The 14,251-nt window shown below is 46.3% G+C and carries 14 protein-coding genes; 4 read left to right on the top strand and 10 right to left on the bottom strand.

What is annotated here, in order from left to right; all coding sequences use genetic code 11:
• Window positions 1-10 precede the first annotated feature (10 nt).
• The 7 genes from DOM22_RS11020 to DOM22_RS10990 form a co-directional block, all read right to left on the bottom strand.
• Window positions 11-610: a hypothetical protein gene (locus DOM22_RS11020; protein WP_142700424.1), complete on the bottom strand. Its 600-nt coding sequence runs from the start codon at window positions 608-610 to the stop codon at window positions 11-13.
• A complete protein-coding gene (locus tag DOM22_RS11015) occupies window positions 607-2,091 on the bottom strand; it encodes a DUF1588 domain-containing protein (protein ID WP_142700423.1) in 1,485 nt (494 codons plus the stop codon). Before DOM22_RS11015 ends, DOM22_RS11020 begins: the two co-directional genes overlap by 4 nt.
• Window positions 2,088-2,984: a hypothetical protein gene (locus DOM22_RS11010; protein ID WP_142700422.1), complete on the bottom strand. Its 897-nt coding sequence runs from the start codon at window positions 2,982-2,984 to the stop codon at window positions 2,088-2,090. Before DOM22_RS11010 ends, DOM22_RS11015 begins: the two co-directional genes overlap by 4 nt.
• Window positions 2,985-3,151: 167 nt before the next feature.
• Entirely contained in the window at window positions 3,152-3,397 is a 246-nt protein-coding gene (locus DOM22_RS11005) for a GlsB/YeaQ/YmgE family stress response membrane protein (protein WP_142700421.1), read from the bottom strand.
• A 75-nt stretch (window positions 3,398-3,472) separates the two neighbouring features.
• Window positions 3,473-4,693, bottom strand: a complete 1,221-nt coding sequence (locus DOM22_RS11000; protein WP_142700420.1) for a metallopeptidase TldD-related protein — start codon at window positions 4,691-4,693, stop codon at window positions 3,473-3,475.
• Window positions 4,693-6,054 (bottom strand): TldD/PmbA family protein, encoded by a 1,362-nt coding sequence (locus DOM22_RS10995; protein ID WP_168196634.1) that lies wholly within the window; start codon window positions 6,052-6,054, stop codon window positions 4,693-4,695. The genes DOM22_RS11000 and DOM22_RS10995 overlap by 1 nt, the downstream gene beginning before the upstream one ends.
• Before the next feature lie 53 nt (window positions 6,055-6,107).
• The gene (locus DOM22_RS10990; RefSeq protein ID WP_142700418.1) at window positions 6,108-7,652 is read right to left on the bottom strand and encodes an NAD(P)/FAD-dependent oxidoreductase; all 1,545 of its coding nucleotides are present in this window, start codon (window positions 7,650-7,652) and stop codon (window positions 6,108-6,110) included.
• Between the two features lie 115 nt (window positions 7,653-7,767).
• Here DOM22_RS10990 and asd point away from each other — a divergent pair, with 115 nt between their 5' ends.
• Window positions 7,768-8,595 (top strand): archaetidylserine decarboxylase, encoded by an 828-nt coding sequence (asd, locus tag DOM22_RS10985; protein WP_246845592.1) that lies wholly within the window; start codon window positions 7,768-7,770, stop codon window positions 8,593-8,595.
• A 98-nt stretch (window positions 8,596-8,693) separates the two neighbouring features.
• Here the strand turns inward: asd and DOM22_RS10980 are convergent, their stop codons facing one another.
• The gene (locus tag DOM22_RS10980) at window positions 8,694-9,749 is read right to left on the bottom strand and encodes a DUF4421 family protein (RefSeq protein ID WP_210415615.1); all 1,056 of its coding nucleotides are present in this window, start codon (window positions 9,747-9,749) and stop codon (window positions 8,694-8,696) included.
• 141 nt (window positions 9,750-9,890) lie between these two features.
• Window positions 9,891-10,250, bottom strand: coding sequence for a 6-carboxytetrahydropterin synthase QueD (gene queD / locus DOM22_RS10975; protein ID WP_142700416.1), 360 nt, complete (start codon window positions 10,248-10,250; stop codon window positions 9,891-9,893).
• Window positions 10,251-10,278: 28 nt separating this feature from the next.
• Between queD and DOM22_RS10970 the strand changes: the two genes are divergently transcribed.
• Window positions 10,279-10,767 (top strand): 6-carboxytetrahydropterin synthase, encoded by a 489-nt coding sequence (locus tag DOM22_RS10970; protein ID WP_142700415.1) that lies wholly within the window; start codon window positions 10,279-10,281, stop codon window positions 10,765-10,767.
• Here DOM22_RS10970 and DOM22_RS10965 read toward each other — a convergent pair whose 3' ends face one another.
• Window positions 10,768-11,817 carry a hypothetical protein gene (locus DOM22_RS10965; RefSeq protein WP_142700414.1) on the bottom strand — a complete coding sequence of 350 codons (1,050 nt, stop codon included), beginning with the start codon at window positions 11,815-11,817 and terminating at the stop codon, window positions 10,768-10,770.
• A gap of 214 nt (window positions 11,818-12,031) precedes the next feature.
• On the opposite strand from DOM22_RS10965, the gene DOM22_RS10960 reads away from it, so the two are divergent.
• Window positions 12,032-12,265, top strand: coding sequence for a FeoA family protein (locus DOM22_RS10960; RefSeq protein WP_142700413.1), 234 nt, complete (start codon window positions 12,032-12,034; stop codon window positions 12,263-12,265).
• On the top strand, window positions 12,238-14,172 hold the full coding sequence (locus tag DOM22_RS10955) for a ferrous iron transporter B (protein ID WP_246845591.1): 1,935 nt from the start codon (window positions 12,238-12,240) through the stop codon (window positions 14,170-14,172). Before DOM22_RS10960 ends, DOM22_RS10955 begins: the two co-directional genes overlap by 28 nt.
• Window positions 14,173-14,251 lie beyond the last annotated feature (79 nt).

The following is a 14,251-nucleotide window of genomic DNA, read 5'->3' as shown; positions in this document are numbered from 1 at the left end:
AAATTCCTCTTTAGTAGCTTAGGAACTCATCACGGCTGATGAGCTCAAGTTCAATGATTTGCAAAAAGTATTTCAAATCTCCGTAGGACTTTGCTTTTTTTAGAAGCTCCTGGCGGAATTGATTAAGATCAGTGATGTACCCAAACTCTAAAATCACTTCATCAGGACCTAAAATGCGGGCCATCTGATAGTTTAGCAAAGTCATCAATTCGGCATCTGAAAATATTGTGACGCGTGCGTTGTCGAGTTCAATAGCTGCGTTGTAAAGCGGTCCGAGCTGATTTTTTGAAACTTCGGGCGTAATTTTTTGAAACTCGTAATAGAGATATGTATCGACACATTTTTTATACCAAGTGAAGAATGCGGTTCCTGGTTCCAGATAAATAGAGCGACCCGTGGCAGGGTTGCTTATCCCAGATGCGGATTGATCAGTTGCGCGGATATAACAAAGCAAATTGCCATTATCGGTCGCATACTTCTTAGCATGGGGAAAAAGTAAGTTAAGTCGTTCCACAACTTCAGTGCCGCTGAGGTAACGCGTGTTAGTTAAGTCAAAAGCAGCCTGTGCTGATGAGCTAATTAGCAATAAAAGAATCAAAATATTTTTCATGGCGTCACCATCACTTTTCCTTGGTCATCAGGGGCACCCAATTCAATCCATTGCTTAATCAGCTTTAGATCACCCTTGGATGGACGGAAGCCATCTTCTGGAGGCATACTGCGGTTGTCTCCGCCGTGTTCAAGATCCAGTTCTTTTGAAATTTGACGAAGCCATGATTTTGCACTTCCAGCATCTCCGCCGATGGGCCATTTTGCAAAAGCTGGCAGATGCGGCTGCTGACTCATGTGGCAAGAATCACAGCGCTGTAAAAAAGTACGAACATTTGAAGCCATCACTGCTTGTGGAGTCGAGAGTTTTCTTTGACGGAATTCTGGACGGCTGACCATGTAGGCCACGAAGTCATTCGTTTTGCGACCCAATTGATTGAATTTCTCAATCAATGACTGATTGATTTCCGCAGTTCTTGGAATGTCAGAACCAATGAACCAATTCCAGAAATAGCCAACTTGGCAAGCAGCGTATTCCGGCTGCTCAGTGATCGCTTTTGCAAGTTCACCAACGCCAGCGACATGCTTGTTCACCATTTCGCCGTTCGCGCGACGATAAACCAAACTTCCCGCGGACGGGCGTTCATGCAATACCAAAGGACTTGCTCTTAAAGTTGCACCCAAGGGATCCAATTTATAGTGACACTTCATACAGTCTTCTTGCGTTCCGTGCTTGTCGTCCAAAATTTCACGCACTTGGCTTTCGGTCACTTGACCATTTGCCGGGAAAATAAGGTCTTTTAATTTCGAAGTATCATGAACTTCAGGAATTGCCGCGGCCATAGGATCGCACAGGAAAATCCTGAAAACAGCCGCTGCACGACGACGATTTTTATTTAGAGCCGTCGTTGTATAGCGCGCATAAAAACGTTGAGTTGTGATGATTCCAGCAATGCGCGGATCGTTTTCAGCAAAATGAATATCTTGAAACTTAGGCGGAGTGCTCGGTGGATTGATATCCAAGAATGTATAGCTTAGATCCTGCTTGGTTCCGCGAGGGCCATCATAAAAGGCCAACTCATTATAGTTCTCCCCCTCGAAGTATGGCACTTTATAATCCTTCCCCGTCAGAATCTGATCCCAGGAAAGGTTATTCGCTGTGATCGCGCGAGTTAAATTTTGAGCTGAGGAAAACTGTTTGTAATCCATGAATCCGCCGTACATCTGTTGAGATTGGGGATTTAAAGCCAGATTTGCGCCGGACGCTTTTAAGAAAAGAAGATCATCAACTCTCAAGACCATTCTTTCGCGGTAGTGCGGAGTCTTCATATAATTGCGAATAGTCTCTTGCAAGAACGCGGCAGAGCCACCGGATTCAGACTGCGCCTTCTGTAGGTTTGCGTATTCTTCCAGGGAAGGTGCGTATCCACGCAAGGACATACTTAATTTATTCAAGTAAGAGGAATCAGAAAGACTCTTGTCTTGTGCAGATGCTGCCGCAGACAGAAGCAAAACTAATGATAGAGTTATAAAATTTTTCATTTGATATATTTCCCACCATTAACCTGGTTCAACGGGTAATCCAGGGAAAATTTTAAGTTTGGAGTCTGGCGTATTCTTAGTGATGGAGGTGCGATATCGACGAGCTCTGTCGATGGTGACGAGCCCACTCCATTTAAGGCTTTCAGTGAACCCGCGCTAGAGATTTGGCATTCTTGACCTCTGTCATCCATGATGATCATGGATGTATCTGTCAAAGCTGGAAACAGAACGATCGTATTTAATTGTTTGATATTTTTAAGCGTCAGTTTATTTCCCTGACGCTGCCAAGTAAGATCACCATAAGTGAAAAATGCCTGATTTTCATTCATGTCGGATTCAGAATTTGCAGTCATAACTTCGCCAGACCACAATTTCATCGTTACGTTTTGTTCGCGTTGTTGGCCTTGCGGCAACCAGTCCATTTGATCACAAGTGATGGTGTCGGCAGTAAGGCTGTTCGGAGTATTGGGGCTTGCGAACTTGGTATAATTGGTAGTTATAATATCCTGTGGGTTTACAGGCTGATTTTGATCGCCACCATAGCTGACTATTAAAGGTTGGCCCAAGCGGCTGGCATCTGGATTTTTCGTCCAAAGATAATTTGCGAACGAACGAGCCAAATTCATCGTATATGTACAGCGAGGCGCTCGTGCGGAGGGTGCGCAATTATTCTCGGTAATTTTAAAAGGGACATTAACTTGAGCGATAGTATCTTTGGAAACCATCAACGTGGCTTCACGGCCGTCACCAAATACCAAACGGGAAGGTTGATTTGGTAACTCTACCAATTTAACGGAGTCATCCTGAATGCCCAGTGGTCGGTCAGATTCCGCGTGCGCCAAGACGCCAGACAAAGCTATCGCAATGGAGAAAGCCCAATTCAGTTTCTTCATAGTTAAATCCCTTTTGGGGGATTTAAAGCAAATGCGATACCGTCTCAAAATGGACTTATAACGTATATATGTGATCTAAATGAAAACAGACTGTCGAAGTGCCCAATTAGGGCGCCAAAGAGAGGGTGGAGACGAACTCTTTAAGTAACCGTTTCCACCCGATATTTCTATTTTTTTGATAACAGTTTTGCGACGAACAAAACTACCATAGCACCGAAAACAGAAGCGATAAAACCAGCTGGTTCTCCCTCTGCATACCATCCTAAAAGTTGCCCGACATAAGTTCCCACCACCGCACCGATGATGCCCAGGATAGTTGTCATGATAATGCCCAAGCCCTGTTTGCCCGGCATAAAGAAGCGAGCTACGAGTCCTACCAGAAAGCCAATCAACAAAACCCCTAAAATATGCATTTCCAAGTCTCCTCTAAAATAAAATTATTGAGGACTCAGCCAACATAATCAAGTGCGTTTGTTGTTTAGCATTCACTAGTGCGTGATCACTTCCATTTGGGTGAGGATGGCAGGGGATTGATTTCCCGAGAACGAATCACTGGAAAGTCCGATTAAATCCTGACCCAACATATCGCGCAGAAGTCCCTTTACGCTGACTGAAGGAATACGTCCTACAGCTTTGCCATGACGGAAGAGCATGCCCACTTGAACGGGATTTGAAAACTCCCATTGATCCGTGATCGCGCCGCCGTAACTTGCAACTAATACCAGGCACTCGGGAAGATCTTTAATCATGTCCCAGGTCTTTGTGTTGCCGCGAGTAAGCGTCAATCCATGAGGTCTGCAATTGACTCCTGTGTCGAAAGCTCGGATTCCATTCCCCGTGCTTAACGTGCCAGCTTTTTTAGCCTGGCGAAGATCGTAAAGAATATTTGAGAAAGTACCATTTTTGAAAACCACAGGGTTTTGGTGAAGCACACCTTCGCCATCAAAACGACTAAAGGCTCCAAGGCTTGGATCGTAACTGATGTCTTTGATGGTAATTTGGGAGTTAAAGATATCAGTCCCCAATTTGCCAGAAAGGAACGAGCTTCCGCTGTGGAGTTTTTCGGGTTTTATGTCATCCGTGATTTTTTGCAAAATATCGTCATAATCAAAAATCAAAACCGGCATCTTCTTAGCTTCAATGGATGAAGTCAGGGTTACAGCTTGAAGTAAGGGCTCGTATTGTTTTCTGATAGCTGTAAAATCCGGGGCAGCTCCGTCCAGCATGAAAAAGCCTTCCGCAAATTCCACCGCTCCAAATCTTTTGTACAACAGGTAACCTTCGCACTTTTCGCCGCTGCTTTCGAGTGTCCCGGTGTAATTGCTCTTAAATGTGGATCCTGATTTATTAACTGCAAATCTTCCTGAAAAATTTAAATGCGGAAAGTCCTTCTTAAGATCGCCGATAAAGTTTTTAAAGGACGTCAAAGTCGCATCCCGAGAACCTAAAGCCGAGTGCTGACTTTTGAGTTCTGCCGTAGCGGGTAAATCATAGTCATAGCTCAGCCCCATATTGCCAGGTCTTTCAGCTTTTTCTAATAGCTGCTCGGGAGTGATAGCACCCACGACAGCCGAAGAAAAAATCTCGCCATTTTTAAAAATGCGCGCAGCTGACTTTTGAATATTCTGAGTCTGAATGGATGAAATGCGGCTCCCTTGAACCTTCATCTCTGTCATATCGGTTGTGAAAGTTAATGTATCAAATTTCATTAGCTCACCTGCATGTCTTTAACAAGAATTGTCGGACCACCATCGGAAACGGGCAGTGGGAATTGTCCTCCCTTACCACAACCACCCAAAGCGGAATGTTCTAATTTGAAGTCGTTTGAGATCGCTTGAATGTTATGCAGAGTCTCAAACAGCTGTCCACTGATCACACTCGCGCGAATGGGTGTCGAGAGCTTTCCGTCTTTGATGGTGTAGGCGCGAGAAGGCGCCACCGTAAATAAATCTCCACCAGTGCCGTAATCGAAGTTTTCAATGTAGATACCGTCGCCAGCCATCTTGAAAAGATCCTCGATGGGTGTTGTGCCATTTTCAATATAGGTAGACGTCATACGCACGATGGGATCAAATTCAAAACCGATCGCTCGACCATTTCCTGTGGGTTGTTCGTCCAATGCCAAGGCTGTATCAAATGAGTGCAGGCGTCCTGACAGTATGCCATTTTTTACCAAATAGGTTTTGGTCGCTTTATGGCCTTCATCATCAATCGGACAATATCCCGAACCACCTTCGTGAGAGCCGGAATCAACGATAGAAATAAAATCCGCTGCAACCTTTTTCCCCAGCTTCCAGGTTTCTTTCGCCACGGGGTCGCCAATCATAGAATCCGCTTCTGACATATGACCAAAAGACTCATGCACAAAAACGCCCGTGATCTCTGGGTTCAAAACCAGATTGTATTTTCCAGGTGTCACCAAAGGTGCATGAAGGAATTTATGGGAGTTATTAAGAACTCCCAGGATTTCGTGTTCCTGGTTTTTTATTTCGGCAAAACTGTTTCCATAAATCGAGGCGCGGTCCGAGAACATTTTGCCGTCTTCTGCAAGATCAAACATAAAGGTAGCACCGCATTGAGTGAAGTCATACTGAAACGAAGTTCCCACAGAATTTTTGTAGGATTTCATTTTATAAATGTCGCCATAGACAGAACGGCTGCTTTTCACCAATGGATTATTTTTTGAAAGCTCATCGTACTTTTTAATCAACTCGACTTTTTCGTTCAAAAAAATCAAAGCAGGATTGATCTTAGCTGACTGAACATTTTCAAAATGACCATAATTTCCAGGAAGCTTTGTCCAAGCCGTTCCGCCACCAATATCTGGAGAGGTCGCAAGTGTCAGAAGCTGCTCTTTAAGAGTCGTCAGTTCCGTGGTGGCGGAAAAATACCACTGGCCATGTTGACGAACGCGCAAGAAAGCGCCGACAGAGCTTTTTTCCAGGCTGGTTGTGAGTTCATGGTTTTGAAAGCGAATCGAGCTTTGAAAGGTTTCTTCAATGCGCACGTCGCAGTATTCACAGGGAATAGATTTTAAATCGAGATTGTTCAGCAGGCTTTTGATGTCCATGACAGCTCCTAAGAAATAAAAGGCTATCATGGACATTTCAACGGGAGCTAGCGTTACATAAGCTTTTCGATGATTTTTTCAGCGATTTTGATGCCATCGCACGCGGCCGAAGTGATTCCGCCTGCGTACCCTGCGCCTTCTCCTGCTGGGTACAATCCCGCATGAGAAATGCTCTCTAAAGACTCATTATCTCGCGTGACGCGCACCGGGCAGCTCGTGCGGGATTCAATTCCGTACAATTGCGCGTCTTCAACCACGAAGCCCTTCATGTTGCGGTTGAATTTCTGAAGGCCTTCTTGAATACGTTTAGTCATGTGTGCCGGTAAAATCTCATCCAGGCGGATATTGATCGCGCCCGAAGGTGAAGAACCCGCACGCAAATTGCGAGGACCTTTTTTAGAGGGGCCGCCTAAGAAATCCAAAAGGTTTTGTGCTGGCAATTCTTTTGTTCCGCCAGCTTCGCGCACTGATTTCAAAGCTTGAGTTTCCAGCTGACGGCGCAGTTTCATTCCGCCGAACACGTCATTGCCGAAAAGTTTGTTGTGATCGATAGAAACCACGATCGCCGCATTCGCAAACGGGGAGTTACGATTATAGTTACTCATCCCGTTACACACGATACCGTCTTCTTCAGTTCCCGCAGATAATACGTAACCACCTGGGCACATACAGAAAGAGTAAACGCCGATGCCGGTTTTATCGTCATGGTCTGCAAGTTTGTAGTTCGCAGCACCCAATTTTGGATGTTCAGAAAACTGACGATACTGGATTTTATTGATCTCGGCTTGGGAATGCTCGATACGCAGACCCATAGCAAAGGATTTACCATCCAGGTGCACGCCAATGTCGTTCAAGTGATTGATCATGTCTTCAGCCGAGTGACCCGTCGCCAAGATCACATGCGGAGACTTAAACTCAGTGCCGTGCTCTGTGCGAACGCCGACAGTTTGCTTACCTTCCATTAAAACTTCAGTCACCTGAGTGTTGAAATGGATTTCGCAACCATTGGCTTTTAAGTATTCACGAAGTTTTGGAATCACACGACGAATACGATCCGAACCCACGTGAGGATTCGACAACCATTGAATTTCCGCTGGCGCACCAAATTGCACCAGGCGATTCATCACATAAGGAATGTGCGGAGATTTAATACGCGTGATAAGTTTACCGTCAGAATAAAGACCCGCGCCGCCCTCACCGAAACAAACGTTGTTACGTGTGTCGAGTTTGCCATGACGCCAGTACTGATTGATGCCCTTCATGCGGGCTCCTGAATCAGAACCACGTTCAAACAGCACGCAAGGCACTCCGCGCTCGACAAAGCGCAAAGCTGCAAACAGACCCGCAGGACCCGTGCCCACAATCAAGGGTTTCTCTTTAGGAGTCGCGATTTTTTCTAAATTGAATTCAGGAATATTAAGGGTCTCGCCTTTTTCGGCGACCTCAATTGAATAAACGAAGTGGGGAGAGTGAGCGCGACGGGCGTCGACGCTTTGGCGAAGGATGCGGTAGGGCCCATGCTCGGGAACTAACCATTGAAGTTTCTCTTCAAGATCCTGATCAATAGGAATCTCGATATTATTGAATATCTTCGCCATTTCCACCTCGCGGGCCCCTGTTAAAAGCCAAATCGATTAACTTTTTGTTTTCAAAGCTTATATCAGAAAGCTCGTGTCGTGACAAAGGGGGTAACTTCAGTTAGATAATTTATATATGTCAGCAATCACTCGTATTTTACCTAAAAGAAGCCTCAGCCGCCTGGTTGGAAAAATAATGCACTTTGAAGGGCCTAAATGGTGGGCAAACCTGTCTATCCGCGGCTTTGCCTGGTGGTATAACATCGCTCTTGAGGACGCTGAAAAAGCTTATGACCAATACCCAAGCATTGGTGAGTTCTTCATTCGTAAGCTCAAACCAGGTATCCGCCCGGTTGGCAACTCATGGGCTGTTCATCCTGCTGACAGCGTGATCACGCAAGCTCAACAAATTGAGAAAGGCACTCTGATTCAGGCAAAGGGTCACACTTATGAACTAAAAGAGTTCACGATGGATCCAGATGCTTATAAAAAATGGGATGGTGGGTTCTTTATGACTTACTATCTTTGCCCAACGGACTATCACCGTGTGCACTCTCCCGTGGATGGTGGCATCAGTGATGTACGTTATATGCCAGGGGAGTTATGGCCCGTAAATGAATGGAGCACTACGAACGTCAAAGATCTTTTCTCGATCAACGAGCGTGTTTTGGTGGAAGTGCAAACAGATATGGGCCCTGTGGGAGTCGTATTCGTAGGTGCTACGAACGTAGGTCACATCGTTCTAAGTTTTGACGAAAAAATCCGCGGGAACCAAGCGGGCGAGCCAGAATACCAACACAAAAAATACTCTCCGGCATTGACTGTAAAACGTGGCGATGAGCTCGGAATGTTCCGAATGGGCTCCACAATCGTGATGCTTTATCCACCTTCATTCCGCGAAAAATTCGGAGCCCAATTGAACCTAGGACCTTCCGTAAAAGTAAACGCGTCCCTTATCGGGTAACAGTTCCCTTTTCGGAATGCAGTGCGGAACCGCAGCGGTTCTGCGCTGCATATGTAACTAGGACCTGGCACCTTAAAAGCGGGAGCCTACGTTTCGCGCTAAAAGCGCGATCCAACATACAGCCCGGCGGCTTGCGAGAAGAACGACATATCCATCGTTTTCAGGTCGACGTTGACGGGCTGGGTGTGCCCGATGATGCTGACGTACCAAGGGCCCCAGTCATAACCGATCGCCATCTTGGCTTGAACCCACCACGTGTATTTTAGATTATCCCAGCGAGTGGTGGTCGTTTCGTAAACTTGCTTTTGCGGCCCCGCTTGCGCGCTTCCGAAAATCGCGACGTAAAATCTGGTCCACTGCCACACATACGAAGACCCCAGGCCCACGGCCATACTCTGATATTTTCCCTTCACCAAAGTAGCATCTTCGCCGTAATCGGCGGGCGCACTTTGTGGCAGGAACGGAGTGGGATTTTCAATTTCAACTTGTGACAGACTCATCAATGCATAAAAAGCCAAGCCGTCCACCGAAGGCTTTTTCCAGCTGGGACCAAAAGCTTCCAAGGCACTCACGCCATAGTAAGCCCACTCAAATTGTGATTGTAGCATCGAGATTTTTAAATCCGGCAAAGAATATTCGTCAGCCGTGATGAAGCCATCATTATTCGCATCAGCGGTCGGGCTTTGATTGAATCCTTTATAGCGCTGATAAATAAACTCAGCCCCTAAGCGGCCATTGAAATAACGAAGCTGATAGTCTTCAGCTGAAGTTGCCACTTTATCCGCACGAGCCGCCCCGTAAGCCACGTTGGCTTCCAAAGAGATACCTAGTGGTCGGTTGGAATAACCCAGGGCATAGCCGGGCGGAGTGTTCGGATCCAGTGCCACGTTGTGATTGTCGCCAGCTCCCGAAGTCGTCGCTTTCAAAGTTTTTAAAAGCATACCGACTTGCAGAGAATTTTCGTAATCCCTTTTGATAGCTTTCTTAGTTGCTTCGGATCTTGCGCTGTCTGCTGCAGAAACACCAGTGGGTGTCGGCGATGGATGCGGCGTTGGCGGAGGAGAAGTTTTCGATGGAGTGAGTACCGGCTGCGAGGTGATCGTGACCGGCGTCTTCTTGTTACGTTTTGCCGGTGTGTTCGGTTGTGCCGACACTCCTAAGCTCAAAACTAAAAGGCTGAATAAAATCGATCCCTTTAAAAACAAAAAGCTCACTCCATCTCAGAATTTATTCTACAAGGTGGAGCGAGCGATTCTAAAGGGAAAAACTGTCAATTGACGGTTCTAGACCAGTCCTTATGCGGGGTAGGCACATTCGGTCAGTGGCGTTTCCGCGACTGAAACACGAGTCAAAATCGGGAGCACTTTTTTCGCATGGTCAAAGATCCATTTTGCCAGAAGCTCTGACGTGGGATTTTCCAGCCCCGCCACTTCATTCAAAACGTGGTGATCGATCTGTTCCAGAATTGGTTTCATCGCCGCTTGAATGTCGTTATAGTCGATGACCCATCCAATTTTTTCATCCAAGGGTCCAACAAGAGTCAGCACAATCTTAAAGCTGTGGCCGTGCATGCGTGAACAAGGATGACTGGCTGGCAAATGGGGCAGGAATCGGGCGGATTCAATTTGAAAATGCTGTTTCAGTTCGAATTTCATGCTATGGATATAACCACTAGGGAGAGATATGTCTACGACCACCTTGCATTTGGCCAAGCAAAATTTCAAATTTTCAGCAGCCCACTTTCTGATTTTTGATGAAACGCATGCGGAAAAGCTTCATGGCCACAATTATCAGGTCAAAGTCGACATCAATGCCCCAGCCGACGAAGCTCAGCACTCTGACGGTTATTTCATGGATTTCAATGTCTTTAAGAAATTCATCAAGGCGCGCTTGGATGTGTGGGACGAAATCGTTCTGTTGCCGCAAAATCATCCCGACATGAAATTCAAAAAAACGGATAAGTCCCTGGAAGTGACTTTCCGTGATCGTTTTTATGTTTTCCCGTTAAACGAAGTGATCTTGCTGCCTGTGACGAATACTAGTGTTGAAAATCTCTCTCAGATTTTAGCGGAAGAGTTCTATGCAGAATTCAAAAAATACGGCGTGCAAAAAGTCGTGGTTTCGGTTGAGGAAACTCAAGGCCAAGGCGCTTCGACAACTGTCGGAAAATAACTAAGGCTTAGATAAAATCCCTGAGCTCACTTCAAAAGGAGTCAGCTCACGCACCACACGATAGCGCCAGAAACAAATGCGACCGCCTTCGTTTAAGCGCTGTTGTAAGCGTTCTTCGACCAGATCAGGGTTGCCATCGCAATCAATGTGCGCAAAATCCCCAAACGCATCGACATAAGTCACATTCCAGGAATAGGGAGCTTTATCGCGGGCCTGAAAGTTTCGGTTCGCAACTGGACCAATCCCTAAAGCAATTCGTGCCACGATGATCTTTTCAAGTTCAGGGCGACGGATTTGCTCGCGAGCGGTCGCGATTGTTTCTTCGTCATCCAGACCAATTACAAAGGAGCCGTTCTCGCTCGGAGTCTTGGTCGAAATCAGGAAGTACTTTTTAGAAATATCCGCAGGCAATCTAACTGGCGCCAAAGCCAGGGGAGGACTTTGTTTGTCGTCGTCACCATAAAACACTTCAGAATGAAAACGATTCGGAGCCGTGATTTCCACTCTGGATACTGTACGACTCAAGTTCCACTTTAAGTTTTGTGTTTCATAATGCTTTGTAAAGTGCACGGACTTTTCTTCCATCAGCAAACCCGCGGTATCAAAGGCTTTTAAGTTCAGATCATTAGAGTTCAAGTAAAGGTTTAACAACGAAAGCTTCACCACGGACGTGTTCGCAGGAAGGTAATGTGTTACTTGAGGTGAGGTCGTTGAACCCAATAAAACCTTTTGCGAGTCACAAGTTAAAGTAAAACGTAAAACATTCGCTGTCGCTGCTTTCACAGAAAAACCACGCTTATCGGGCAGGAAGTCTGCTCCCGCTAATTTCATTTCTGATTTCGCATCGAGTTCCTGATAGCCCTCTTTGACAACGCCGTTTTCATGAACCTGGGTCCACCATTTTTCAGGTTCGGCTGATTTGTTTTGAACGAAAACAGTCAGAGCCTTGGGATCACAAAAGCCCGGCGCATAGAAAAGCTCCGCCGCTGGTGCAACAGAAGCAGATAACAGGAAGCCGGCAACAAGGGTGGTTTTGGCTTTAAATAGCATCTATTTTCAGATCGGGTTTAAAGGGGGGAACTTAATCTAAGGCCTCAAAATCACGACCATTGTCTTCGATAGGGCCTCACTTTAAGCAGCCTCCACGGGGGCTGGAATGAAACCCATTATCAACTGGTTTTCAATGCCTGGACCTGGGGGTAAAGAACTACCATTTGCGGGGGTATAACTTTAACTAGTAATTCGCGCATTCTCAGAGGGAAAAATGACTTTGTTAGACGCCAAATTAAAGCCGGGTCAGACCGTTGAAATCCTTAAAATAGACGGGGAGCATCTCTTGCGTGAACGTCTTCATGAAATGGGACTGCGTTCTGGTATGGAATTAACGATCCTGGGCAGAGCACCTTTCGGTGGTCCGCTGCTTGTTCGTTTCAAAACCAGCTTTTTGGCTTTACGTAATGAGGAGGCGGCATGTGCCCAAGTGACGTTGAAAGCGTAAACGTTGCTGCTGCAGGCAGTGAAGAACGTGTAATCGCTCTGGTCGGTGCGCCGAACTCTGGGAAAACAACTCTCTATAATTGGCTGACGGGTTCGCGTTTTAAAACCGTGAACTATCCGGGTGCGACGGTCGAGTATTCTCTTGGAAAACTAGCTCCACATTTGGGCACTGGTATCTTGGCGATGGATACGCCGGGGACTTACAGTCTTCATCCTAAGAGTGCTGACGAAGTTGTCACAATCAAATCTATCTATGAAAATCCTGAATTCGGTGAAGCCACTGCCATCGTGGTAGTTTTGGATGGCACGCAGTTGTCTCGTCACTTGCAACTAGCTTTGCAAGTGAAAGAAACAGGGTTCCCCATGATCGTGGTGATCACGATGGCCGATCTTTTGCGCAAAGAAGGTATCGAGATCGATATGGAGTACTTGCGTAAAACGCTTGAATGTCCAGTGATCCAATTTGATGGATTGCTAGCGGGTGGCTTGCTTGAAATCGTTGAAGCTGCCAAAAATGTATCTCTAGATTCATTCCCCAAACGTCCTCGCGTGTGGGACTTTGATGAATTAGATTTGAAAATGAAAGAGTGTGATCGCATTGCGAAGGAAGCTCTTTCTCACAAAACCGATCATCCGGAAGTTCGCCTTAAAAAGATTGTCGAGAAAACGGAAAAGATCGATCGCCTTTTGTTGCACCCAACATTTGGTTTGATCATGTTCTTAGTCATCATGAGTGCGCTGTTTTCTTCCATTTTCTGGTTGGCAGCGCCATTCATGGATTATGTGGATCAAGGTTTTAGCTTCTTAAACAAAGTCGTCAACGATTTAGGACCGGGCACCTTGTGGGCCGACTTCCTGGCAAACGGCGTGGTTTCAAGTTTCGGTGCCGTTCTGGTATTCGTTCCGCAGATTTTCATTTTGTTCTTTGGTATCGGGTTGCTGGAAAGTTCTGGTTACCTTGCGCGTGCGGCAACATTGATCGATCGTCCGTTCTCGGCCTTGGGTATGAGCGGTCGCTCTTTCGTTCCGATTTTGTCTGGTTTTGCCTGCGCAGTTCCTGCGATCATTGCGACTCGTAATATCTCTTCAGCTCGCGATCGTTGGATCACGTCTTTCGTGATTCCACTTATGCAGTGTTCGGCTCGTTTGCCGGTTTATGCTTTGTTGATCGCATTCCTGTTCCACGGTGAATCGGCGTTGATGGCCGGGATTGTATTTGCGTCCTTGTATCTTGGGTCCTTGTTCGTCGGTGGCTTGGCTGCCGGTATTGTGAATAAGTTCCTTCCGCATAATGACAACTCGTTCTTTATGATGGAACTTCCAATTTACCGCCGTCCTAAGTTCCGCGTTCTTCTTCGTCAGTCTTTGACTCGTACGATGAACTACGTGAAACGCGCGGGTCCTATGATTTTCGTATTTGCGGTGATCATTTGGGTCGGAACAAACTTCCCGAACTACAATAACGAAAACGCCCATGACAAGCTTGAGCAATCCTACGCAGGTCAATTGGGTAAAGTGATCGAACCTGTTGTTGCTCCAATGGGAGTTGACTGGCGCGTGGGTGTGGGCTTGATTTCGGCCTTTGCAGCACGTGAAGTGTTTGTTTCATCCTTGGCAGTAACGTTCAACGTTGCCGACGACAACGAAGACACTCAACAACAATCCTTACTCACTCAAATGAGCGAGGCGGTCAATAAAGACGGTCAGAAAGTCTTTACGATCAGCAGTGTGATTGGGCTTATGATATTCTTTATGATCGCGCTTCAATGTATGACCACCGTTGCGATCCAAGCCAAAGAAAGCGGCTCCATCAAGATGGCAGTCGGTCAGTTGATCGCCTTTAATGTCGTAGCCTATGTCTTAGTCGTTACTGTCGTCCAAGGACTTCGAGCTTTAGGCGTATCCTAGTTTTCGTAATTTCAGTGCGCGTTCAAACTTGTCATTTTCATTTCCGCTGCGATTCCGCAGCGTGTTGTCAGCTGCTTGG

It is taken from the genome of Bdellovibrio sp. ZAP7 (assembly GCF_006874645.1).
Classification (GTDB): domain Bacteria; phylum Bdellovibrionota; class Bdellovibrionia; order Bdellovibrionales; family Bdellovibrionaceae; genus Bdellovibrio.
The sequence above is the reverse complement of the archived record's forward strand: the minus strand, read 5'-3'. Positions and strand labels throughout refer to the sequence as shown.